The organism is Pantoea dispersa (genome assembly GCF_019890955.1).
Classification (GTDB): Bacteria; Pseudomonadota; Gammaproteobacteria; order Enterobacterales; family Enterobacteriaceae; genus Pantoea; species Pantoea dispersa.
Map to the genome: position 1 here is coordinate 1,476,493 of NZ_CP082346.1, position 22,440 is coordinate 1,498,932.

13 protein-coding genes and 1 tRNA gene are annotated in these 22,440 nt (G+C 60.4%); 3 read left to right on the forward strand and 11 right to left on the reverse strand.

What is annotated here, in order from left to right:
* Window positions 1-31: 31 nt before the first annotated feature.
* Window positions 32-107: transfer RNA gene (locus K7H94_RS06790), tRNA-Asn, on the reverse strand.
* A 308-nt stretch (window positions 108-415) separates the two neighbouring features.
* Between K7H94_RS06790 and K7H94_RS06795 the strand changes: the two genes are divergently transcribed.
* A complete protein-coding gene (locus K7H94_RS06795) occupies window positions 416-1,537 on the forward strand; it encodes a Gfo/Idh/MocA family protein (protein WP_222951843.1) in 1,122 nt (373 codons plus the stop codon).
* Between the two features lie 132 nt (window positions 1,538-1,669).
* Here K7H94_RS06795 and yegS read toward each other — a convergent pair whose 3' ends face one another.
* The 8 genes from yegS to K7H94_RS06835 all read right to left on the reverse strand — a co-directional run bounded on the left by yegS (window position 1,670) and on the right by K7H94_RS06835 (window position 15,334).
* Window positions 1,670-2,569, reverse strand: coding sequence for a lipid kinase YegS (yegS, locus tag K7H94_RS06800; RefSeq protein WP_215800839.1), 900 nt, complete (start codon window positions 2,567-2,569; stop codon window positions 1,670-1,672).
* 228 nt (window positions 2,570-2,797) lie between these two features.
* Window positions 2,798-4,168, reverse strand: a complete 1,371-nt coding sequence (gene trhP / locus K7H94_RS06805) for a prephenate-dependent tRNA uridine(34) hydroxylase TrhP (protein ID WP_058769956.1) — start codon at window positions 4,166-4,168, stop codon at window positions 2,798-2,800.
* Window positions 4,169-4,307: 139 nt separating this feature from the next.
* Window positions 4,308-5,015, reverse strand: coding sequence for an envelope stress response regulator BaeR (baeR, locus tag K7H94_RS06810; RefSeq protein ID WP_031280058.1), 708 nt, complete (start codon window positions 5,013-5,015; stop codon window positions 4,308-4,310).
* A 9-nt stretch (window positions 5,016-5,024) separates the two neighbouring features.
* A complete protein-coding gene (baeS, locus tag K7H94_RS06815) occupies window positions 5,025-6,410 on the reverse strand; it encodes an envelope stress sensor histidine kinase BaeS (protein WP_222951844.1) in 1,386 nt (461 codons plus the stop codon).
* Window positions 6,407-7,813, reverse strand: coding sequence for a multidrug transporter subunit MdtD (gene mdtD, locus K7H94_RS06820; protein ID WP_031280060.1), 1,407 nt, complete (start codon window positions 7,811-7,813; stop codon window positions 6,407-6,409). The genes baeS and mdtD overlap by 4 nt, the downstream gene beginning before the upstream one ends.
* Window positions 7,814-7,911: 98 nt before the next feature.
* Window positions 7,912-10,986 carry a multidrug efflux RND transporter permease subunit MdtC gene (mdtC, locus tag K7H94_RS06825; RefSeq protein WP_021509313.1) on the reverse strand — a complete coding sequence of 1,025 codons (3,075 nt, stop codon included), beginning with the start codon at window positions 10,984-10,986 and terminating at the stop codon, window positions 7,912-7,914.
* The gene (locus K7H94_RS06830) at window positions 10,983-14,105 is read right to left on the reverse strand and encodes an MdtB/MuxB family multidrug efflux RND transporter permease subunit (RefSeq protein WP_222951845.1); all 3,123 of its coding nucleotides are present in this window, start codon (window positions 14,103-14,105) and stop codon (window positions 10,983-10,985) included. Before K7H94_RS06830 ends, mdtC begins: the two co-directional genes overlap by 4 nt.
* A complete protein-coding gene (locus tag K7H94_RS06835) occupies window positions 14,105-15,334 on the reverse strand; it encodes an MdtA/MuxA family multidrug efflux RND transporter periplasmic adaptor subunit (protein ID WP_222951846.1) in 1,230 nt (409 codons plus the stop codon). Before K7H94_RS06835 ends, K7H94_RS06830 begins: the two co-directional genes overlap by 1 nt.
* 240 nt (window positions 15,335-15,574) lie before the next feature.
* Here K7H94_RS06835 and K7H94_RS06840 point away from each other — a divergent pair, with 240 nt between their 5' ends.
* Together K7H94_RS06840 and K7H94_RS06845 are read left to right on the forward strand one after the other, a co-directional pair.
* Window positions 15,575-16,537 carry an aldo/keto reductase gene (locus tag K7H94_RS06840; RefSeq protein WP_021509316.1) on the forward strand — a complete coding sequence of 321 codons (963 nt, stop codon included), beginning with the start codon at window positions 15,575-15,577 and terminating at the stop codon, window positions 16,535-16,537.
* Between the two features lie 221 nt (window positions 16,538-16,758).
* Window positions 16,759-18,093, forward strand: a complete 1,335-nt coding sequence (locus K7H94_RS06845; RefSeq protein WP_021509317.1) for a carbohydrate porin — start codon at window positions 16,759-16,761, stop codon at window positions 18,091-18,093.
* 115 nt (window positions 18,094-18,208) lie between these two features.
* On the opposite strand, the gene yegD is transcribed toward K7H94_RS06845, so the two are convergent.
* Window positions 18,209-19,561, reverse strand: coding sequence for a molecular chaperone (gene yegD / locus K7H94_RS06850; protein WP_222951847.1), 1,353 nt, complete (start codon window positions 19,559-19,561; stop codon window positions 18,209-18,211).
* A 75-nt stretch (window positions 19,562-19,636) separates the two neighbouring features.
* Window positions 19,637-22,201, reverse strand: coding sequence for a diguanylate cyclase (locus K7H94_RS06855; protein ID WP_222951848.1), 2,565 nt, complete (start codon window positions 22,199-22,201; stop codon window positions 19,637-19,639).
* Window positions 22,202-22,440 lie beyond the last annotated feature (239 nt).

Below are 22,440 nucleotides of genomic sequence, written 5' to 3' on the forward strand. Positions count from 1 at the left end.
AGCCTGCTCTAAAAGCAGGCTTTTCTAAATCTGGCTCCTCTGACTGGACTCGAACCAGTGACATACGGATTAACAGTCCGCCGTTCTACCGACTGAACTACAGAGGAATCGTTTGGAACGGGGCGCATATTATCGGGCAGGCTGTGGCTTGTCAAAGCTCTTTTTCACAATTTTTTCTGACTGCTGAATAAAGCGTCAATTGCCCGACGCGGGCCCGCGCGATGGCGCGAATTAGCGCCAACACTGCGCCTGATTGTGAGAGATGTCACCAATGCTATGCAAAATTACATTCTGATTTGTCGCTTCTGTCCGATACCTCGCATGTATGATCACAGATATTTCATTTCGCCGTTGTCGCCGCCCAAAACGAAACATATATTCCGGGAAACTCATCCCCGTGAACCGCAGGTGCAGCATGAACAAAGTCAGAATCGGTATGATTGGCAGTGGATATATTGGGCGTTGTCACGCGATTGCCTACGCGCAGGCACCCACGGTGTTCGCCCTGAAGGGTGAGATTGTGCGTGAGATGCTGGCAGAGGTGAATCCGGCGCTGGCGGCGCAGCAGGCGGCGACGTTTGGCTTTGCCCGTTCGACGGGCGACTGGCGCGAGCTGGTGCGCGATCCGCACATCGACGTGGTCGATATCTGCGCGCCCAATTTCCTGCATAAAGAGATGGCGCTGGAGGCGATTCGCCACGGCAAGCACGTCTACTCCGAAAAGCCACTGTCGCTCTCGGTGGCCGATGCCGAAGAGATGGTGCAGGCGGCAGAGCAGGCGGGGGTGAAAACCCTGGTAGGCTTCAACTACATGAAAAACCCCACCAGCCAGCTGGCACGGGAGATTATCGCGCGCGGTGAGATCGGCGAAGTGGTGCACTTTTACGGCACCCATAACGAAGATTACCTGGCGCGCGCGGAGACGCCGCTCGACTGGCACTGCCAGAAAGCGCTGGCCGGTCTCGGCGCGCTTGGCGATCTGGCGGCGCATATCGTCAACATGGCGCACTATCTGGTCGGTGATATTGATGAGGTGAGCGGTGACATGATGACGGTGATCAAACAGCGACCAGATCCGAAGGCGCTGTCACGTCTGCTGCCGGTGGAAAATGAAGATCAGGCCAGCGCGCTGCTGCGCTTTAAAAATGGCGCGCACGGCGTGATTGAAACCTCGCGTATCGCCTGCGGCAGCAAGATGGGGCTGACTTATGTGGTGACCGGCACCAAAGGCACGCTGCGCTACACGCAGGAACGCATGGCTGAGCTGGAACTGTACCTGCACGACGATCCGGCCGGCCGCCAGGGCTTTAAAACCATTCTCACCGGTCCGGCGCACCCGGATTATGCCAGCTTCTGCGTCTCAGCCGGCCACGGCATCGGTTTTAACGATCAGAAAACGGTCGAGATTCGCGATCTGATTAACGGCATCGCCGCCGGCGACCGCATGTGGCCGGATTTTGCCGAAGGGCTGCAGGTGCAGAAGGTGCTGGAAGCGGTGGCGATTTCCGCCGTGGAGCGCCGCTGGATGAAGGTGTGACGCAGAGCGTCAGCCGGAGACGCACGTAACCGGTCGCTATGAATGGCGACCTTACACGGTGCGTGCAGGGATGGCGAGCCTCACAGGGTGCGCATTTATGCGCACCGGGATAATGCAGAAATTTTCCAAAGATTACGCCAGCAACGCACACTGCGGCGGCAGGCGGCAGCTCAACGCGCCGGGCTGCACCTCAATCTCAAACTCGCTGCCGGACAGTGGCTCGCCGTCGAGGTTAAAGGTCATCTCATGCGGTGAACGGATGGTCAGCGACGTCAGCTGTGCCGCGACAATGTTCGGATTTTCATCGTCGCGCGTCAGCGAGTGCAGCAGCGTTGGCAGCAGCTCCTGGGCGGTTACGATGCTGAGATTGAGCTGTCCGTCGTTGATCAGCGCTTCCGGACATAACCGCTGTCCGCCACCGGCCTGACGGCCATTGCCAATGCCAATCACCAGCGCGTCACCCTGCCAGTGAAAGCCCGGTCCGCTGATTTCGCAGCTGTCCGGCTTCAGCGCATCAACGCGCATCAGGCCATGAATAAAATAGGAGACGCCGCCCAGCGCCGATTTCAGTTTCTCCGGCGTTTCCGTAGTGATGCGCGTGCCAAAACCGCCGGTCGCCATGTTAATGAAGTAACGGTCGCCGTTGACGCGCGCCAGATCGATGGCCGTGGCTTTGCCCAGCACCGCCAGCCGCAGCGCGGGTTCCATCTCTTCAGGAATACCGGCGCTGGTGGCGAAATCATTGGCGGTGCCAAGCGGTAAAATCCCCAGCACCGGCCGCTGCGCTGGCGGCAGGGCGGCCAGCGCGGTGGCAATCTCATTGATGGTGCCATCGCCGCCGCCAGCCACCACGGTTTCCGCCTGCAGCTGCAGCGCTTCCTGCACGTAGCGGTCACCGTCGCCTTTTTCCCAGGTCACGCGCACCGCCAGGTTAAAGCCTTCGTCGCGCAGGGTATTCACGGCGGCACGCAACTCTTCATTGCCTGCGCCTTTTCCATTCAGAATCAGCAAAGTGAGGGGTTTATTTTGCATTATCGCTTCCCTGATGAGTAAGACAGAGCTGTGGTTATAGCATAGCTGCGGCGGGAACTTTATCGGCGAACGATGAAAAAAGAAAACCCGCACGGGGGAGCCGGGCGGGTGAATGAGGTGGTTCCTGGTACTACCTGCTGTTTGTTGTTACTCGTTAGCAGCAGGCGCGATTCTAAAGCGCGGCGAAGCGGCGGTCTGTGATCCTGTTCTAACTTCGCCGTTTTCTTTTCATTTAGTGCGATTTTTACCGTGCGGATCGTAAGTGCTGTTACCGTCGGTAAAATTGCGCAGCAGCAGCGCATAGGCCAGATCGACCCCCTCCGGCACGCTGATCCAGACGCGATGACCATCTCCCGGAGCGACCTCAACCGCGGCACCCTTGTCATTCTGCATCGCCTGCAGCGTGCAGTTGAGATTGCCGTCCGGCGTCATGATCTCTACGCTATCGCCCAGCATGAACTTGTTCTTCACCGCCACCTGCGCCCACGTACCGCGCCGCTCACCAGTGAATTCACCGACAAACTGCTGACGCTCCGAAATGGAAAAACCCTGCTCGTAGTTTTGATAGCTGTCATGGGTGTGGCGACGCAAAAAACCTTCGGTATAGCCGCGGTGCGCCAGCCCTTCCAGCGTCTCCAGCAGTGCCGGATCGAAAGGTTTGCCGGCGGCCGCATCGTCGATTGCGCGGCGGTACACCTGCGCGGTGCGCGCGCAGTAGTAAAACGATTTGGTGCGGCCCTCAATTTTCAGCGAATGCACGCCCATCTGGCTCAGGCGTTCGACGTGCGCCACCGCGCGCAGATCTTTCGAGTTCATGATGTAGGTGCCGTGCTCATCTTCGAACGCGCTCATCACCTCGCCTGGCTTCATCTTCTCTTCCAGCAGGAATACCCGGTCGGTGGGCTGACCGACGCCGAGCGTCGCGGGCTGCACTGCAACCGGCTGATGGAAGCCAACAATGTTGCCGACCTCATCCTGCTGGCCTTCGGCCACGTTATATTCCCAGCGGCAGGCGTTGGTACAGGTGCCCTGATTGGGATCGCGCTTATTCAGATAGCCAGAGAGCAGGCAGCGGCCGGAGTAGGCCATGCACAGCGCGCCGTGGACAAAGATTTCAATCTCCATCTCCGGTACCTGCTGGCGAATTTCGGCGATCTCCTCCAGCGACAGCTCGCGCGACAGAATCACGCGCGTCAGCCCCATCTGCTGCCAGAACTTCACCGTGGCCCAGTTCACCGCGTTAGCCTGCACCGACAGGTGAATCGGCATCTGCGGGAAGGCGTCGCGCACCAGCATGATCAGGCCGGGATCGGACATGATCAGCGCATCCGGCTGCATCTCGATAACCGGCGTCAGATCGCGGATAAAGGTTTTCAGCTTGGCGTTGTGCGGGGCAATGTTCACCACCACGTAAAACTTCTTGCCGAGCGCGTGCGCCTCGCTGATGCCTTTGGCGAGGTTTTCATGGGTGAATTCGTTATTGCGCACGCGCAGGCTGTAGCGCGGCTGGCCGGCATACACCGCGTCGGCGCCGTAGGCAAAGGCATAACGCATATTTTTCAGCGTGCCTGCCGGCGAAAGCAGTTCGGGTTTAAGCATGGGAAGTTCTCACTGATGTCAGGTCAGCATGCCATCACGGATGGCACGTGCAGCGGCCGCGTCAGACGGCCCTGCAAAAGGTGGGGAATTGTAGGCAGGGCGACTCCCGATGTAAATTGACCTGGATCAATCTAAGCGGTTACAGCAGGCGGCCAACATCCGCTTCCCAGCGATATCCCATGCCGTACACGGCGCGAATAAACGGCTGTTCGGCATCAAGGTTCTCCAGCTTGCGCCGCAGGTTCTTGATGTGGCTGTCAATGGTGCGATCGGTGACCACGCGATAGTCGTCATACAGATGGTTCAGCAGTTGCTCGCGCGAAAACACTTTGCCCGGCTCCAGCGCCAGGGTTTTCAGCAGGCGGAACTCGGCGGGCGTCAGCTCCAGCGGCTGTTCGCGCCAGCTGGCCTGAAAACGCCCTTCGTCGATCAGCAGATGCGAGGCCAGCTGCGCCTCTTCTGGCGAACGTTTCACCCGGCGCAGAATGGTTTTCACCCGCGCCACTACTTCACGCGGGCTGAAGGGTTTGCAGATATAGTCGTCAGCGCCAATCTCCAGCCCGAGCAGGCGATCAATCTCTTCCGTGCGTGCGGTCACCATGATAATCGGCAGCTCAGAGAAGCGGCGGATTTCCCGACACAGCGTCAGGCCGTCACGGCCCGGCAGCATCAAATCCAGCAGCATCAGGTCTGGCGGCGTTTGTTGCACATAACTCAGTACCGCGTTGCCATCGGCGAGGTGGTGCGTGCGGTAGTTTGACGCCTGCAGGTAATCAATCATCAGCTGCGCCAGTTTGGGTTCGTCTTCCACAACAAGAATCAGGGGATCGCTATTTTCCGTGCTCATAAAGGGTGTCTAGTGAGGAACATACGGCAAGTTTAGCGTGATTTTCAGCCCACCTAAATCAGAGTCGGCCGCATTAATGCTGCCGTCATGCGCCTCAACAATATTCTTGCAGATCGCCAGACCGAGCCCGGAGCCGCCGCTGGCGCGATTTCGCGAGCTTTCGGCGCGGAAGAAGCGCTCAAACAGCTGTGCCTGCTGCTGGCGCTCGACGCCCGGTGCGCTATCGGCAAACTGCAGCTGCCACTGCTCGCCGCTGAGCTGCATACTAAGCTGCACCGTGCCGCCGGCATCGGTGTAACGCAGGCTGTTTTCCAGCAGGTTAGTAAACAGCTGCATCAGCCGGTCCGGATCGCCAAAGCTGCTGGCCTGCGCCGGCAGCATCAGGCTGAGCATCAACCCCCGGCTGCGATAGCGTTCGCCAAAACTGCCCGCCACCACCTCCAGCAGACTGACCAGATCCACCGGCTGTTTGCGGTAGGCGAGGGCGCCCGCGTCGGAGAGCGACAGCTGGTGCAGGTCTTCCACCAGCTGGGTCAGCAGCGCGACTTCGCTCTGCAGCGAACTGATGGCGTCGGGCGTCAGCTTGCGTACGCCATCCTGCATCGCCTCCAGCTCACCGCGCAAAATCGCCAGCGGTGTACGCAGCTCATGGGAAATATCGGCCATAAAGGCGCGCCGGTTGCTCTCGTTTTTCTCCAGCGAGCGCGCCAGCTGGTTGAAGTCGCGCGCCAGCTGGCCAATTTCGTCGCTGCTGCCAACCTCCACCCGGGTGGTAAATTTGCCCGCCGCCAGCTGATGGGTGCCGTCCACCAGCCGTTTCACCGGTGCCAGCAGGCCGCGCGCCAGCAGCCAGGTGACCAGTGCGGCCAGCAGCGTGGTGAGGCCGACAATCAGCCAGCTGGTCTGGCGCTGCTGATGGTCAAAGTTGATATCGGTGCTGCGCGTCAGTCGCTCGGCGGGCGACGCAATCACCCAGCCAACAATCTTGCCGTTGCTGGTGGTGATATTGCGGCGTGAGCCTTCCGGCGGCACCGGCGAGCGCGGGCCGGACAGTATTTTGTACTGCTGATCGATAATCCAGAACTGGGTGCGCCAGCCGTGCGGCGGCAGCTGCGTGCCGCTGCCAGGATTCTGTTCCAGCGAGCGCAGAATGGTGAAAATCAGCCGGTCGTTGTTACGCAAAAAATCCCAGCTACCGTGCTGTTCGTATTGATCGGCCAGCGCATCGCTCAGCAGCGTCAGGCGCTGCTCGTTGCCCTTTTTGATGTAATCGACAAAGCCATGCTCAAAGCTGAGGCGCACGCCCCAGTGCATGGTGATGATCACCAGCATGCAGGTGGAAAAAATCGCCATAAACAGTTTGGCGCTGATGCCGAGTTTTACCGGCTGCTTCATCCTTTTCTCCTGCCTCTCAGGTCCACGTTTTTACTCACATCGGCGGGTACGCGCCAGAACACCAGCGCCGGCAGCGCAATCACCAGCGCCATGCACAAATAGGTGTACATAAAGGTTTGATGGGTCGCGGCGCTGTCGCTCACCGCGCCATGGCCGAAAGCGCCGAGCAGCAGACCGGCCACGGTGACGCCGATACTCATCGACAGCTGCATGATCATCGACAGCAGGCTGTTGCCGCTCGAGGCCAGCTCGTCCGGCAGCTCTTTCAGCGTCAGGGTATTCATGGACGAAAAGCGGATGGCATTGACCATGCCCTGCAACAGCAGCACCACGGGCAGCAGCCAGATCCAGCCGAGCAGCGCCACCACGGGAAACAGCAGCACCACCAGCGCCAGCGCCAGCGTGCCGCCCACCAGCGCGTTACGATAGCCAAACAGATTTACGATGCGCACCACCACGCGTTTGATGCCCATGTTGCCCAGCACCATCGGGATCATCATCAGCCCGGCGTGGAACGGGCTAAAGCCGAGACCCACCTGCAGAAAAATCGGCGTCATAAACGGCAGCATGCCGCTGCCGATGCGGCCGGTGAAGCTGCCGAGCAGGCCGATGGCGTAAATGCGGTTGTCAAATAGCTTCAGGCTAAACAGCGCGTTATCGTTGTTGCGGCCGTGCATCAGGTAGAACAGCAGGGAAAACACCCCCAGCAGAATCAGCAGGCACAGCAGCAGCGGCGAGCCGCCGGCGCTGCGCTGGCCGTCGAGCGCCAGCGTCAGCGTAGCCATGCCGACCGCCAGCAGCACAAAACCGAGGAAGTCAAAGCGTCGCGTCTGCATGGTGTAGTTCGGCATTAGCAGCAGCGTGGCAATGGCACCGATGATGCCGACCGGAATGTTGATCAGGAAGATCCAGTGCCAGCTGGCATACTCCACCAGAATGCCGCCCAGCGCCGGGCCGAGCAGCGGGCCAATCTGGCCGGGCAGGGTGACAAAGGTCATGGCCGACATGTACTGCTCACGCGGCACGATTTTCATCACCGTCAGCCGGCCGACCGGCACCATCATCGCACCGCCGATGCCCTGAACCACGCGCGCCATCACCAGCTGGTCAAGTGAGGTGGCGAAGGCACACAGCAGCGAGCCGAGGCTGAACAACACGATGGCGCAGAAGAAGATGTTGCGCACGCCAAAGCGGTCCGCCAGCCAGCCGCTGAGCGGCAGCGTGACCGCCACGGTAAGCACGTAGGAGACAATCACCGAGTGCATATGCAGCGGGCTGACGTTGAGATCGTGGGCCATCGCCGGAATCGCGGTGTTCACAATGGTGGTATCCAGCGTCTGCATAAAAAAGCCGAAGGCCACAATCCACAGTTGCCAGCGGACGGTGGCGGTTTGTGCGTTCATGGTCATCCCGTGTTAACAGTTTCATCAGCCGCAGGTCGCGTAGCGGCGCGATTTATCGCGCGTTGAATTGCGCCGCTACGCTTAGTGCAGGTATGACGTTATGGCTCCGTTATCAACCGCGGCTGCTTTTTCCGACGGCGCAGTTTATCCATCATCAGGTACACCACCGGTGTGGTGTACAGCGTCAGCAGCTGGCTCATCACCAGCCCACCGGCAATGGTGATGCCCAGCGGCTGGCGCAGCTCCGCGCCGTCCCCGCTGGTCAGCACCAGCGGCAGCGCACCAAACAGCGCCGCCAGCGTGGTCATCAGAATCGGGCGGAAACGCAGCTGGCACGCCTGGAAAATGGCGTCGCGCGCCGACAGGTTGCCGTTGCGCTCCGCCTCCAGCGCGAAATCCACCATCATGATGGCGTTCTTTTTCACGATACCGATCAGCAGCAGGATGCCGATCAGCGCAATCAGGCTGAACGGCGTATTAAACAGCTGCAGCGCCAGTAGCGCGCCGACGCCCGCCGAGGGCAGGGTAGAGAGAATCGTCAGGGGATGCACGTAGCTCTCATACAGAATGCCGAGCACGATATACACTGCGGCAATCGCCGCCAGCATCAGCCACAGCTGGTTCGACTGCGAATCCTGAAATACCTGCGCGGTGCCGGCGAAGCTGCCACGCACGCTGGACGGCACGCCAATCGCCGTGATGGTGCGGTCAATGGCCTCCGATGCCTGCGACAGCGAGACCCCTTCCGGCAGGTTAAACGAGATGGTCGAGGCCGCCGACAGCCCCTGATGGTTGACCGACAGCGGCGCGTTGGCCGGCTGCCATTTGGCAAACCAGCTCAGCGGAATCGCTTTGCCATCGCTGTTGATCACGAACATCTGATCCAGCGCGCTGACATCCTGGGTATAGCGCGGATCAACCTCCATCACCACTTTGTACTGATTCAGCGGCTGGTAGATGGTGGAGATTTGCCGCTGGCCGAAGGCGTTATTCAGCAGCGCATTGGCCGCCGACACGTCGATGCCGAGGCGCGCCATGCTTTCGCGGTCGTAAGTCAGCGCCATTTCGCTGCCGTTGTCCTGCTGATCCGAGTTCACATCGGCCAGCTCTGGCAGCGCGGCAAACGCCTGGCGGATTTTCGGCTCCCACTCACGTAAATCGGCGAGGTTATCCGACAACAGGCTGTACTGGTAGCTGGCGTTCGATTCACGTCCGCCGACGCGAATATCCTGCACCGCATTGAGGTAGAGGTTGGCACCCGGTTCTTTCGCCAGCTTCACACGCAGGCGGGCGATCACTTCCTGCGCGCTTTCGCTGCGTTCTGACAGCGGCTTGAGTGACACAAACATCGAGCCGCTGTTGGTGCGCGAGCCGCCGGTGAAGCCGGTGACGTTATCGACCGCCGGGTCAGCCTTGATGATGTTCATGAAATCCTGCAGCTTGCCGCGCATCGCCTGAAACGAAATGCTCTGATCGGCGGAGATAAAGCCGTTGAGACGGCCGGTATCCTGCTCGGGCATAAAGGTTTTCGGGATGGCGATAAACAGCCAGATGGTCAGCCCGACGGTGCCGAGCAGCAGCAACAGCACCCAGATCGCGTGGTTCAGCACCCAGCCCAGCGAGCGCGCATAGCCCTGCTGCACCGCCAGCAGCACGCGGCCAAATCCGCGCGTGCGCGGCTGGCTGCGCTTCGCCTGCGGTTTCAGCAGATACGCGCACATCATCGGCGTCAGGGTAATGGAGATAAACAGCGAGATGAGAATCGCCACCGACAGCGTGATGGCAAACTCCGAGAAAAAGCGGCCAATAATACCGCCAATCATCAGCAGCGGCAGGAACACCGCAATCAGCGACAGGCTCATCGACAGCACGGTAAAGCCCACCTCGCGCACCCCGGTGAGTGCCGCCTGCAGCGGCTTCATGCCGGCTTCGACGTGGCGCGCGATGTTTTCCAGCACCACAATGGCGTCATCCACCACAAAGCCGGTGGCGATGGTCAGCGCCATCAGCGACAGGTTATTCAGGCTGAAGCCGCACAGGTACATGGCGGCGAAGGTACCAATCAGCGATACCGGCACCGCCGCCGCCGGAATCAGCGTGGCGCGGCCGTCGCGCAGGAAGAAAAACACCACCAGAATCACCAGCGCCACGGCGATCACCAGCGACTGCTCCACTTCGTGCAGCGAGGCGCGGATGGTGGGCGAACGGTCCTGGGCGATTTGCAGGTCGATAGCTGCCGGGATCACCTCATGCAGCTCCGGCATTTCTGCCCGGATGCGGTCGACGGTATCAATGATGTTGGCGTCCGGCGACTTGCGCACCACCAGCAGCACCGCCGGTTTGCCGTTGGTCATCCCGGCGTTGCGCACGTCCTGTACCGAATCCTGCACGTTCGCCACATCGCTCAGCCGCACCGCCGCGCCGTTGTTGTAGTGCACCACCAGCGGCTGGTAGACGCTGGCGGTTTGCAGCTCATCGTTGGTCCGCACCTGCCAGCGCTGCTGGGTATCGTCGATGGCACCCTGCGGACGGCGCTGGTTGGCGTTGCTGATGGCGGTGCGCACCGCATCCAGCGACACGCCCTGATTAAATAGCGCCTGCGGATTGAGGTCGACGCGCACCGCCGGCAGCGAACTGCCGCCCACCGTGACATCGCCGACGCCATCAATCTGTGACAGCTTCTGTGCCAGTTGCGTCGACGCGTAATCATACAGCTGACCGGGATTATAAATGTCCGAGGTCATGGTGAGGATCATGATCGGCGCATCGGACGGGTTGGCTTTGCGGTAGGTTGGACGATTGGGCATGCCGGTCGGCAGCAGGCTCTGGGCGGCATTGATCGCCGCCTGCACGTCGCGCGCCGCGCCGTTGATGTCGCGGTCGAAATCAAACACCAGGATGATGCGCGTGCTGCCCAGCGAGCTGGTGGAAGTCATTTCACTGACGCCGGCGATGCGCCCCAGCGAGCGCTCCAGCGGCGTGGCGACCGAGGCCGCCATGGTTTCCGGCGACGCGCCGGGCAGCGAGGCCGAAATCAGAATCACCGGGAAATCCAGCTGCGGCAGCGGCGCCACCGGCAGCAGACGGAAGCCAAGAATGCCCGCCAGCGCAATCGCCAGCGTCAGCAGCGTGGTGGCAACCGGCCGATGGATAAACAGGGCGAAAAACTTCACGACTGCGCCTCCGTGCCTTTCAGACGCCGGCGCGTGGCGTGGGCAAGGCGATCAAACAGCAGATAGATCACCGGGGTGGTAAACAGCGTCAGCACCTGGCTCAATACCAGGCCACCGACCATGGCGATGCCGAGCGGACGACGCAGCTCCGCGCCGACGCCGGTACTAAGCATCAGCGGCAACGCGCCAAGCAGCGCCGCCAGCGTGGTCATCAGAATCGGCCGGAAGCGCAGCAGACAGGCCTGATAGATCGCCTCACGCGGCGCCATGCCCTGTTCACGCTCGGCGGCCAGCGCGAAGTCGATCATCATGATGGCGTTCTTCTTCACGATACCGATCAGCAAAATAATGCCGATGATGGCGATGATATCCAGCTCGTTGCCGCTCAGCATCAGCGCCAGCAGCGCGCCAACGCCGGCGGTGGGCAGCGTCGACAGAATGGTAATCGGGTGGATGAAGCTCTCATACAGCACGCCGAGCACGATATACATCGCCACTACCGCCGCGACGATCAGCCAGATGGTGCTGGTCAGCGCCGCTTCAAACGCCAGCGTGCTGCCCTGAAACTGCGTCATCATCTCTGCCGGCATGCCGACCTGATCTTCCGCCGTGGTGATCGCCTGCAGCGCATCGCCGAGCGAGTAGCCGTGCGCCACGTCAAACGAGAAGGTGGCCGACGGGAACTGGTCGAGATGATTAATGCTCAGCGCAGCGTGGCGCTCTTCGACTTGCGCGATGGCGCTGAGCGGCACGCTGCCGCCGTCGCTGCTGTTCAGGCGAATCGCGTCGAGGCTGGCGAGACCGGGGGTTTGCGTGTTGTCCTGCTCCAGCACCACGCGATACTGATTGGCCTGGGTGTAAATCGTTGAGATCAGGCGCTGACCAAAGGCGTTGTACAGCGCATTATCAATGTCGGCCATGCTGATGCCGAGCCGGCTGGCGCTGTCGCGATCTACGCGCACAAAGGCTTCCAGCCCCTGATCCTGCCAGTCGCTGCTGACGTTGCGCAGCTGCGGCAAGGTGTTGAGCTGTGCCAGCAGTTTCGGCACCCAGCTGCCCAGTGACTCCAGCGAACCCGATTGCAGAGTAAACTGGTACGGCGTGCGGCTCGCCTGGGTATCAATGGTCAGGTCCTGTACCGGCTGCAGCCACAGTGACACGCCGGGCAGGCGATCGATCGCCTGCTGCAGCCGCTGCTGCACTGCCGGAATACGATCGTCACGCTGGTCCAGCGGTTTCAGGTTGATTTGCAGCCGCGCGCTGTTAAGCGCCGCGTTGGTGCCATCTACGCCGACGAACGAGGTCAGGCTCTGCACCGCCGGATCTTTCATAATGATCGATGCCACGTCGCGGGTGCGCTGCGCCATACTGGCGTAAGAGACCGACTGCGGCGCCTGCAGCGTGCCCTGAATGATGCCGTTGTCCTGCTGCGGGAAGAAGCCCTTCGGAATCACCACCCACAGCAGCACCGTCAGCAGCAGCGTGCCAAGCGCCACCGACAGCGTCAGCCACGGATGGCGCAGCACGCGCGTCAGCCAGCGGCCATAGCCGGCAATCACCTTATCGAACATCGCCTCGCTGGCGCGGGAGAAGCGGTTCTGCCTGCGCAGCGATTCGGCGCTCAGCATGCGCGCGCACATCATCGGCGTCAGCGTCAGCGAGACCACCGCCGAGATCAGAATCGCCACCGCCAGGGTCACGGCGAACTCGCGGAACAAACGGCCAATCACGTCGCCCATAAACAGCAGCGGAATCAGCACCGCGATCAGCGAGAAGGTGAGGGAGATAATGGTGAAGCCAATCTCACCGGCACCTTTCAGCGCGGCGGTCATCGGCTTTTCGCCTTTTTCGATGTAGCGCGAGATGTTCTCGATTACCACGATGGCGTCATCGACCACAAAGCCGGTGGCGATGGTCAGCGCCATCAGCGTCAGGTTATTGATCGAAAAGCCAAGGAAATACATGGCGGCAAAGGTGCCGACCAGCGACAGCGGCACCGCAACTGCCGGAATAATGGTGGCCGGGACGTTGCGCAGAAACAGATAGATGATCATCACCACCAGCCCGATGGCCAGCATCAGCTCATGCTGGGTATCCGCTACCGAGGCGCGAATGTTGGTGGTGCGGTCGGTGAGCAGTTTGACGTCAACCGACTTCGGCAGCGTGGCGGTCAGCGACGGCAGCAGCGCGCGGATGCTGTCAGCGGTGGCGATAATATTGGCGCCCGGCTGGCGCTGCACGTTCAGCACAATCGCCGGCTGTCGGTTAGCCCAGGCGCCCAGCCAGCTGTTCTCTGCACCCTGTTCAACCGTGGCGACGTCGCCCAGCCGCACCGGCGCGCCGTTGCTGTAGCTGATAATCAGCTTGCGGTAATCCTCCGCGGAGGTCATCTGGTCATTGGCCGACAGCGTGATGGAGCGCGTTGGGCCATCAAGACTGCCTTTCGCCGAATTGACGTTGGCGTTGCTGATGGCGGTGCGCACCGTCTCGCTGGTGAGGCCGAGGGCCGCCAGCGCCTGTGCGTTCATCTTCACCCGCACCGCCGGACGCTGGCCGCCGGAGAGCGTGACCAGACCGACGCCGGAGACCTGGGAAATCTTCTGCGCCACCCGCGTCTCCACCATGTCCTGCACCTGCGTCAGCGGCATGCTGGTGGTGGTAACGGCCAGCGTCATGATTGGCGGATCGGCCGGATTGACTTTGCTGTACACCGGCGGATTCGGCAGATCGTTAGGCAGCAGGTTAGTGGCAGAGTTGATCGCCGCCTGCACTTCCTGTTCGGCAACGTCGAGCGCCAGCGTCAGCTGGAACTGCAGCGTAATTACCGAGGCACCGCCGGAGCTTTGCGACGCCATTTGCTTCAGACCGGACATCTGCCCGAACTGGCGCTCAAGCGGCGCGGTAATCGACGAGGTCACCACATCCGGGCTGGCGCCGGGATAGAGCGTGACGACCTGAATGGTCGGGTAATCGACTTCCGGCAGCGCGGAAACCGGCAGGAAGCGATAGCCCAGCACGCCGGCCAGCAAAATCGCGATCATCAGCAGCGTGGTGGCCACCGGGCGCAGAATAAACTGGCGTGACGGGCCGCCGCTGGCGTCGGGAGGCATCACCTGCATTATTGACGTTCTCCGCGAGCCGGTTGCGCCGCGCGCGTGCTGTGCGTGGCGGTACTCTGTGCGGCGACAATTTCCACCGTGGCGCCTTCGGTCAGGCGGTCGAGACCGTCGGTGACCACGCGCTGACCGGCCTGCAGCCCGGCATCAATCACCACTTTCTGGCTATCCTGCAGCCCGGCGGTGACGCGTTTCTTGCTCACTTTGTTATCACTGTTCACCACCCAGACAAAGTGGCCGTCGTTGCTCATCTGCAGCGCGGCGGTCGGGATCACCACTGCGTTTTGCAGCGTATCCACCTTCAGCCGGGCATTAACAAACTGATTGGGAAACAGGGCGTCGTCCTGATTGCTGAAGCGCGCCTTGAGTTTAATGGTGCCGGTGGTGACATCGATCTGGTTATCAATGCTCAGCAGCGCACCCGTGGCCAGCAGGGTTTTATTGCTGCGATCCCAGGCTTCAACCGGCAGCGGCTGACCGCTTTTCTGGGCTTTCAGGATCTGGCTGATGTTGTTCTCGGCAACGCTGAACACCACGTCAATCGGGTGCGTCTGGGTGATCACCACCAGACCATTGGTATCGCCGGCGGTAATGTAGTTGCCGACATCCACCTGCTTCAGCCCGACGCGTCCGGCAATCGGCGCGGTGATGCGGCTGTAGGTCAGATTGAGCTGCGCGCTGGCCACATTGCCTTCGTCGGCTTTGATGGTGCCGAGAGTTTCGCTGACCAGCGAGCGCTGCGTATCCAGCTCCTGCTGCGACACCAGTGAGGTTTTTGCCAGTTTTTCGTAACGGCTTAGGTCGCGGCGCGCGTTAGCCAGCGTCGCCTGATCTTTGGCCAGCTGGCCCTGTGCCTGGGTGAGCGCTACCTGCCATGGGCGGGGATCGATTTCTGCCAGCAGCGCGCCGGCCTCCACCTGCTGACCTTCCGTGAAGTGCAGCGCCATCAGCTGGCCATCGACCCGGCTGCGCACCGTAACGGTGTTGGCCGCGGTGACGGTGCCAAGTCCGCTAAGGTAATAGGGCACGCTTTCGGTGGTCGCCGTTGCGGCCTGCACCGGTGCCAGCGGACGGCGTCCACCGCCGTTGTTGCCACCGCGTCCGTGATGCGGCTGGCCATCAGCCTGGGTAGCCTGTGCAGGCTCGGCCGGATGCTGCCACCAGTAGTAAGCGCCTGCCAGCGCAGCCAGCACCACCACGCTAATCAGGCTCGTTTTTAATCGTTTATTCATTGCTCTGTGTGCTCTCCGGCGGTTTCGTTTTCCCCACATGCGCGCGCAAACGAACCGCGGCGCAAACGAAATGATTGTAGTCGCCCGGGTCGGGCAAAAATTGAAGGAATTAAGAATATCGCCCCGGGCACGCTAAGTATTCATATTCAGTAAATATTTTGGCAGCAATACGCATAAGCGTGACTTTTTCCTTTGCTAAGCTGAATGACAGACCAGTCTCGTTTCACTAAGGAGGATCACATGCGTCAACACAAAACCCGTCAGCTGGGCGACAGCGGTATCAGCGTGCCGCTGCTGACGTTTGGCGGCAACGTTTTTGGCTGGACGGTCGATGAAAAAACCTCGTTTTCACTGCTCGACGCGCTGGTGGAAAAGGGGCTGTTCTTCATTGATACCGCAGACGTTTACTCACGCTGGGCGCCGGGCAACGCCGGCGGTGAATCGGAAACCATCATCGGTAAGTGGCTGAAAAAAAGCGGTAAGCGCGACAGTATCGTGCTCGCCACCAAGGTAGGCATGGAGCTGACGCCGGAGAAAACCGGGCTGAAACCGGCCTATATCCGCCAGGCCGTGGAAGATTCGCTGCGCCGCCTGCAGACGGATGTCATCGATCTCTACCAGGCGCACCGTGATGACGACAGCACGCCGCTGGTGGAGACGCTGAAAGCCTTCGACTCGCTGATCAAAGAGGGCAAAGTGCGGGCTATTGGTGCGTCCAACTACAGCGCGCAGCGCCTGCAGGAAGCGCTCGACATCAGTAAGCAGGAGGGACTGGCGCGCTATGAAACCCTGCAGCCGGAGTACAACCTGTACGATCGTCAGGAGTATGAAAGCGGACTGGAGCAGGTGGCGGTGAAAAACGGTCTCGGCGTGATTAACTACTACTCGCTGGCCAGCGGTTTCCTGAGCGGGAAATACAAGAAGCCGGAAGACGCCAGTAAAAGCGCGCGCGGCCAGGGCATTGTAGAAAAATACCTCAACGATCGCGGTAAGCGCATCATTGAAGCGCTGGAAGATGTCGCGGCCTCGCACGACGCCTCGGCTACCCAGGTGGCGCTGGCGTGGCAGATTGCACGACCGAGCATCACGGCACCGATTGTCAGTGCCACGTCGCTGCAGCAGCTGGATGAGCTGGTGAAAGCCACCGAGTTGGAGCTCAGCAAGCAGGAGATTGAAGAGCTGGCCAGCGCCAGCAAGCCGTAACGCGAAGCGGGACGCTGCGGCGTCCCGTCACGTAATAATTTTTTCGCCACGCAAAAAATGCCTTTTTCCTCCAGAACATATCCATTCATCGATCGCTGTCACAATTGCGTTAAGTCACTGTCACCTTTGCACTCACTGCGCACAGATTTGCAAAAATTGACATAACCTCAGCATTATTCTCTGCCCGTTCCTCTCCGGAAATTCACAGAAGAATAATCATCATGAACAGAAAAAAAGCAGTGCAGCATATGCCTCGCCTGGCAGCGGGCACCCTGATGTTTGCCATGTTGAGTGCGTCGGCGGTGGCAGCCGATGCGTTCAGCTACGATTCTCCCTATATGTTTGGCGACTGGGGCGGTAACCGAACGCAGCTGGAAAACGACGGCGTGAAATTCGACGTTAACTACACCATGGAGAGTGCCTCGAACCTGGGCGGCGGTGCCGATACCAATACCTCGATGCGCTACAGCGATCAGTGGGCGTTTGGCCTGAATCTTGACCTGCAAAAACTGCTCGACTGGCAGGATGCGCAGTTCCAGATGACCATTACCGACCGTAACGGTCGCAATATCTCCGATCAGGTGGCAGACCGCCGTACCGGCATGCTGTCATCGGTGCAGGAAGTGTACGGACGTGGCCAGACCTGGCGTCTGACGCAGTTCTGGCTCAGCAAAGGGCTGTTTGATAACACCGTCAACCTGAAAGCCGGTCGCGTTACCGTCGGGGAAGATTTCGACAACTTCGACAGCAAGTTCCAGAACCTTGCATTCGGCAGCGGCCAGGCGGGTAACTGGCGCGGCGACCGCTGGTTTAACTGGCCGGTTTCCCAGTGGGGCGGGCGCGTGAAGGTTAACTTCACGCCGGAAGTGTTCTTCCAGGTGGGCTTCTACAACCAGAACAGTGCCAACTACGATCGCGGTGACGGTTTCCGTCTGGACACCAGCAACTCCGAAGGCAATCTGGTGCCGGTGGAACTGGGCTGGAAACCGACCTTCGGGCCGGCCAACCTTCCGGGTAACTACCGCATTGGTTACTACTACTCGTCGGCCAACGGCGATAACTACGGCAGCTGGCGCGATGGCGCTTATCAGAGCAAGGATCACGCCTACGGCGGCTACGTGCTGTTACAGCAGCAGCTGACCGCGCAGGGCGGCGATGCCAGCCGCGGCCTCGGCGTGACGGTGCAGGCGGTGATGAACGATCACAAAACCTCGAAAACCGACAACTATCAGTCGATCAGCTTTACCTGGAAAGGGCCGTTTGATGCGCGTCCGCAGGATGAGATTGGCGTCGGCGCGGCGCGTATTCACGTCAACAGCGCGTATACCCGTTCGCTGCGTCAGCAGAATGATGCCAACGGCGAAACTGATTTCGACAGCCCAACCTATCTGCCGATTCAGGATGGTTCCGAGTACAACTACGAGGTTTATTACAATGCGCAACTGACCAAATGGCTGCAGCTGCGTCCAAACCTGCAATACGTGGTGGCACCGGGTGCGGTGAGCGAAGTGAAAGATGCGTTTGTGGGTGGGATCAGTGCGAACGTGAATTTCTAATCTGGCAGAATGTGTGACTTTTCCCTCTCCCTTTGGGAGAGGGCAGGGTGAGGGGAAAATCGCACGGAGCTGTCTGGCCCTCACCCTAACCCTCTCCCGCAAGCGGGAGAGGGAATTATCTGAACATCACTTCGGCCCAGCGCGCCAGGCCGGCGGTGACCGAGCCGAAATCATCGCCGCTGGCGATGGGCGTGTCGGGCAGTGCCTGCTGCAGCGCGGCGCGCAGGATCGGCGAACGGGCGCTACCGCCGGTGAGGTAAATCACTTCCGGACGGGTGTCACAACTGGCCAGCGCCAGCTGCACCTGCTCAAGAATGCGTGCCAGCGGCTGGTTGATCGCCTCTTCCAGCTGCGCGGCGCTGATATCCGCCTGTAGCGTTTGCGCAATAAACGCCAGCGAGGCCGCGGTCTCGCGCTCCTCGGAGAGCGCAATCTTGCTCTCTTCCGCCGCGCGCACCAGCCGGTAGCTCAGCTTCTGCTGCCAAACTTTCAGCAGATGTGCGACTTTATCGCCCTGTTCGGCATCACGCACCAGATCGCGCAGCAGCTTGCCGCTGGCGGCCGAGTAGAAGTCGCTTTGTGCCGGCACATCGTTAATCGCCACCGCGTTCCACCACGGCAAGGCGGGCAGGGCAGTGCCCTTCAGCGTGTTACCGCCCAGACCCAGCAGCGGCATCAGCGTTTTGAATGCCAGCATGATATCGAGGTCGTTACCGCCGACGCGGCAGCCGCTGTGGCCAAGCAGGCTGGCACGGCGATCGGACTGATTACGCCACTGCGGCCCCATCAGCAGCATGGAGCAGTCGGTGGTTCCGCCGCCAATATCCACCACCAGCACGCGTGTCTCCTGCTGCAGTGTGGCTTCAAACTCCAGACCGGCGGCAACCGGCTCGAACTGAAACTCGACGTCGCGGAACCCGGCACGCTGTGCGGCACGCAGCAGAATGCCCTGCGCCTGCTGGTTGGCGTCTTCACCGCCCAGCCCCTGGAAGTTGATTGGCCGGCCAATCACGGCCTGGTCAATCGGTTGATCGAGCTGGGTTTCACCCTGCTGGCGAATTTGCAGCATCATGGCGCACACCAGATCTTCAAAGAAGGCGATCTGCTGGGGTTTCAGGCCGCTGGCGCCGAGGAACGACTTCGGCGATTTGACGAACCACACCTCTTCCGGATCGACCATATAGTGCTGCAGCGCGGTCAGACCAAACTGCACACTGGCGGGCGTTACCTCGATATCCTCTTCGCGGTTATAACGCAGCGCGCGCTGCAGCAGCGCGGTGCTTTCGCTGTCTGGCGTGGGGACCTGATGGTGGCGGTGCAGCCATTCACTGATGGCTTCGCGCGTGGGCGCGCAAATCATGGAGGGAAGCAGGCGCTGACCGTTTTCCAGTGTCAGTAACCGCGGTGTGCCGCTATCCGTTACCGCGATGGAACAGTTAGCCGTGCCGTAGTCGAATCCGATAAACATTGTATCCCCCATGCCAGAAAAAAGGGGGCGACTTTAGCGCAGCCAACGCGGGCTGGCAATGGGCAGCGCCGCAGTTTATCCCTGAACTTCCTGGTAAACCTGATACTGGCCGCGCCCGGCGTGTTTGGCGCTATAACAGGCGACATCGGCCTGCAACATCACCACATTGCTGATGCAGTTATGCTGATCGATTTGCGTGATACCGGCGCTGGCACCGACGTGATACGGCCGGTCCTGCCAGATAAAGGTAAAGTCATGCACCGCGCTGACGATGCCCTGCACCACCTCGCGCACCTGGTCAACATTGCTGTAGGGCAGCAGCAGGCCAAATTCGTCACCGCCGAGGCGCGCCAGCACATCGCTATTGCGCAGGTGCTGTTGCATGAGATCGGCCAGTGCGCGCAGCAACGCATCGCCAGCGGCATGGCCGGCGGTATCGTTGACCGCTTTAAACTTATCCAGATCGATAAACACCAGCACGTGCTCGCTGTGATGCGCGGCGGCGTCATTCACCAGTCGCTTCAGCTGCTGTTCAAAGCTGTGACGGTTCGGCAGGCGCGTCAGCATATCGTGGGAGGCGCTGTAGCTCAGGCGTTTCATCATGCGGCGCGACTCGCTGACGTCATGAATGACCATTACGGCACCAATGTCGCTGCCGGTCAGGGTTTTCAGCGGTGTGATGCTGTAGTGAATCTCGACCTGGGCACCATCCGGGGTATGCAACACCAGCTCTTCTTCCAGGTCCGGTGCGGTTTTGCTGGCGGGCAGGCTGCACAGCAACAGATTCTCCACGCGCGGCCCCTGCGCGCCACGCGTAATCGTCAGCAGTTCGCTCAGCGCCATGCCAGCCGCTTTTGCCTGCGGCCAGCCGCTCAGCGTCTCGGCCACCGGATTCATGAAGGTCACCCGCATCTCATCGTCAGTACAAATCACCGCTTCACCAATCGAGTCGAGGGTGATCGCCATGCGTTCCTTCTCCTGGAACAGCGCTTCATTCAGCGTGCGCAGCGAAGTAATGTCCTGGCAAATGCCCAGCATGCGTTCGATCTGCCCGTCCTTGCTGATGATGCTATTGGCCTCGGAGCGCACGTAGCGCACGCCCTGCGGCAGGTTGATGCGGTACTCCAGCTGGAAGGCGCTGCGGCGTTCAATCGCCTGCTGAATGGTGAGCGCGGCCGCTTCACGTTCCTGAACATCGACCAGATGCAGCCACAGGTCGTAGCTCGGTACCCGGTGCGGCTCCAGCGCAAACAACTCGTACATGCGCTTGTCCCATAACATCTCGCCGTTTAGCAGGTTCCACTCCCACACGCCGATGCCGCCCGCTTCATTGGCCAGCGTGATGCGCTCCATCAGCCGCTGGTTGACCTGCTCGCTCTGCTTCAGCTCGGAGATATCCACAATCTGCGCAATAAAGTAGAGCGGGTGCAGCTGCGCATCACGCACCATCGAGACCGTGAGGCGCGCCCAGACGATCTCGCCATCTTTACGGAAATAGCGTTTCTCCAGGGTATAGGTCAGGATCTCACCGGCGATCAGCCGCTCCAGCTGCTGCAGGTCGCTGTTGAGATCGTCCGGATGGGTGATCTGCTGAAAGGTGAGTTTTTTCAGCTCTTCCGCCGCGAAGCCTAGCGTGCGGCACAGCGACTGGTTGACCTGCTGCCAGCCGCCTTCCGGCGATACCAGCGCCATGCCGATGGCGGAATACTCCATGGCGTTGCGGAAGCGGGTTTCACTTTCGCTGATGTGGTGCTTTTCACGCTGGAAGGCATCCATCACCAGCGACATCACGTGGCTCGGCAGCAGCACCAGCAGAAACGGCAGCCAGGTGCTGATCTGGCCGAGCAGCAGATCGTTGCGCGCCAGGTTGACCCAGTCGAGCGCCAGCAGCAGCGAGATAAAGCTGGCGTTGAGGAAAAACAGCAGAAAGGCTTCGAATTTGGGCAGGCGCACCGCGCACCAGAACAGAATCACCACGATAAAGGTAAACGGCCACGGCAGGAAGCGCAGCGCCAGATAGCTGGCCAGCAGCGTGACGATCAGCGTGAGCAGCGTCTCCAGCTGGCGTTCCGGCGTGATCAGCTGGCGCAGCGGTTTATCAGGCCACAGCAGCAGCACCGGACCGAAGGCCAGCACGCCAATCACTTCGGAGATCACCCATGTGGAGAAAAACGGCAACGAGGCGTGGCCGTCAACGTGCAGCATCCATAGCGCCACGACGCCGCCCAGCAGCGGCGCGATCAGGCCCGCAGCCAGCGCAAAGCGTATCCAGTCGGCCAGTGAGTTGAGCGGGGCTTTGCGGTCGAGCAGCGCGCGCAGCATCAGCCCGCCGAGGATGGCCTGCACCATATTAAGGATGGCGAATTTGACATTGCTCAGGGCCGGGCCGATCACCAGCAGATTGGCCAGCGCCGTGCCGAGCACGCAGCTAGCCAGCAGCAGCGGTACCTGTCGCGAGGGGGCGCGGAACACCACGACGGTCATTAACGCGGTGGAGTACCAGAGCGGGGAAATGCGGCCGCTGACAACAATCAGTTCCAGACAGAACAGCGTAAGTAAAAATGCCAGCGCGCAAAGCAGCAGGGCGCTGAGCCACTTTTTTTGCGGATTATCCTGCGAGGTTGTTATCTCAAGAGTCATGCACGAATCCAGCAGCGCGCATTGATTACTCGAAGAAAAATGCGCCAGTCAATCTCTTAATCCATGCTAGCACATCTGTCAGATATCTTTGTGCGGAAATGTTTTTTTGCGGCCTGCATCCAGGTGCGCATGAATGCGCACCCGACAAAAACGGTGAAATCTGCTGGCAGTGTCGCGCCTGCTGGATCTGCAGTAATTCAGGTAAGGACACGACAAATTGCACAATTTTGTAGCGGCGC

Coding starts and splice junctions, on each gene's coding strand:
- K7H94_RS06840 (WP_021509316.1), top strand. CDS start 15,575: ATGCGTCAACACAAAACCCGTCAGCTGGGCGACAGCGGTATCAGCGTG.
- K7H94_RS06855 (WP_222951848.1), bottom strand. CDS start 22,201: ATGACTCTTGAGATAACAACCTCGCAGGATAATCCGCAAAAAAAGTGG.
- K7H94_RS06835 (WP_222951846.1), bottom strand. CDS start 15,334: ATGAATAAACGATTAAAAACGAGCCTGATTAGCGTGGTGGTGCTGGCT.
- K7H94_RS06845 (WP_021509317.1), top strand. CDS start 16,759: ATGAACAGAAAAAAAGCAGTGCAGCATATGCCTCGCCTGGCAGCGGGC.
- K7H94_RS06830 (WP_222951845.1), bottom strand. CDS start 14,105: ATGCAGGTGATGCCTCCCGACGCCAGCGGCGGCCCGTCACGCCAGTTT.
- yegS (WP_215800839.1), bottom strand. CDS start 2,569: ATGCAAAATAAACCCCTCACTTTGCTGATTCTGAATGGAAAAGGCGCA.
- yegD (WP_222951847.1), bottom strand. CDS start 19,561: ATGTTTATCGGATTCGACTACGGCACGGCTAACTGTTCCATCGCGGTA.
- baeS (WP_222951844.1), bottom strand. CDS start 6,410: ATGAAGCAGCCGGTAAAACTCGGCATCAGCGCCAAACTGTTTATGGCG.
- trhP (WP_058769956.1), bottom strand. CDS start 4,168: ATGCTTAAACCCGAACTGCTTTCGCCGGCAGGCACGCTGAAAAATATG.
- mdtD (WP_031280060.1), bottom strand. CDS start 7,813: ATGAACGCACAAACCGCCACCGTCCGCTGGCAACTGTGGATTGTGGCC.
- K7H94_RS06795 (WP_222951843.1), top strand. CDS start 416: ATGAACAAAGTCAGAATCGGTATGATTGGCAGTGGATATATTGGGCGT.
- baeR (WP_031280058.1), bottom strand. CDS start 5,015: ATGAGCACGGAAAATAGCGATCCCCTGATTCTTGTTGTGGAAGACGAA.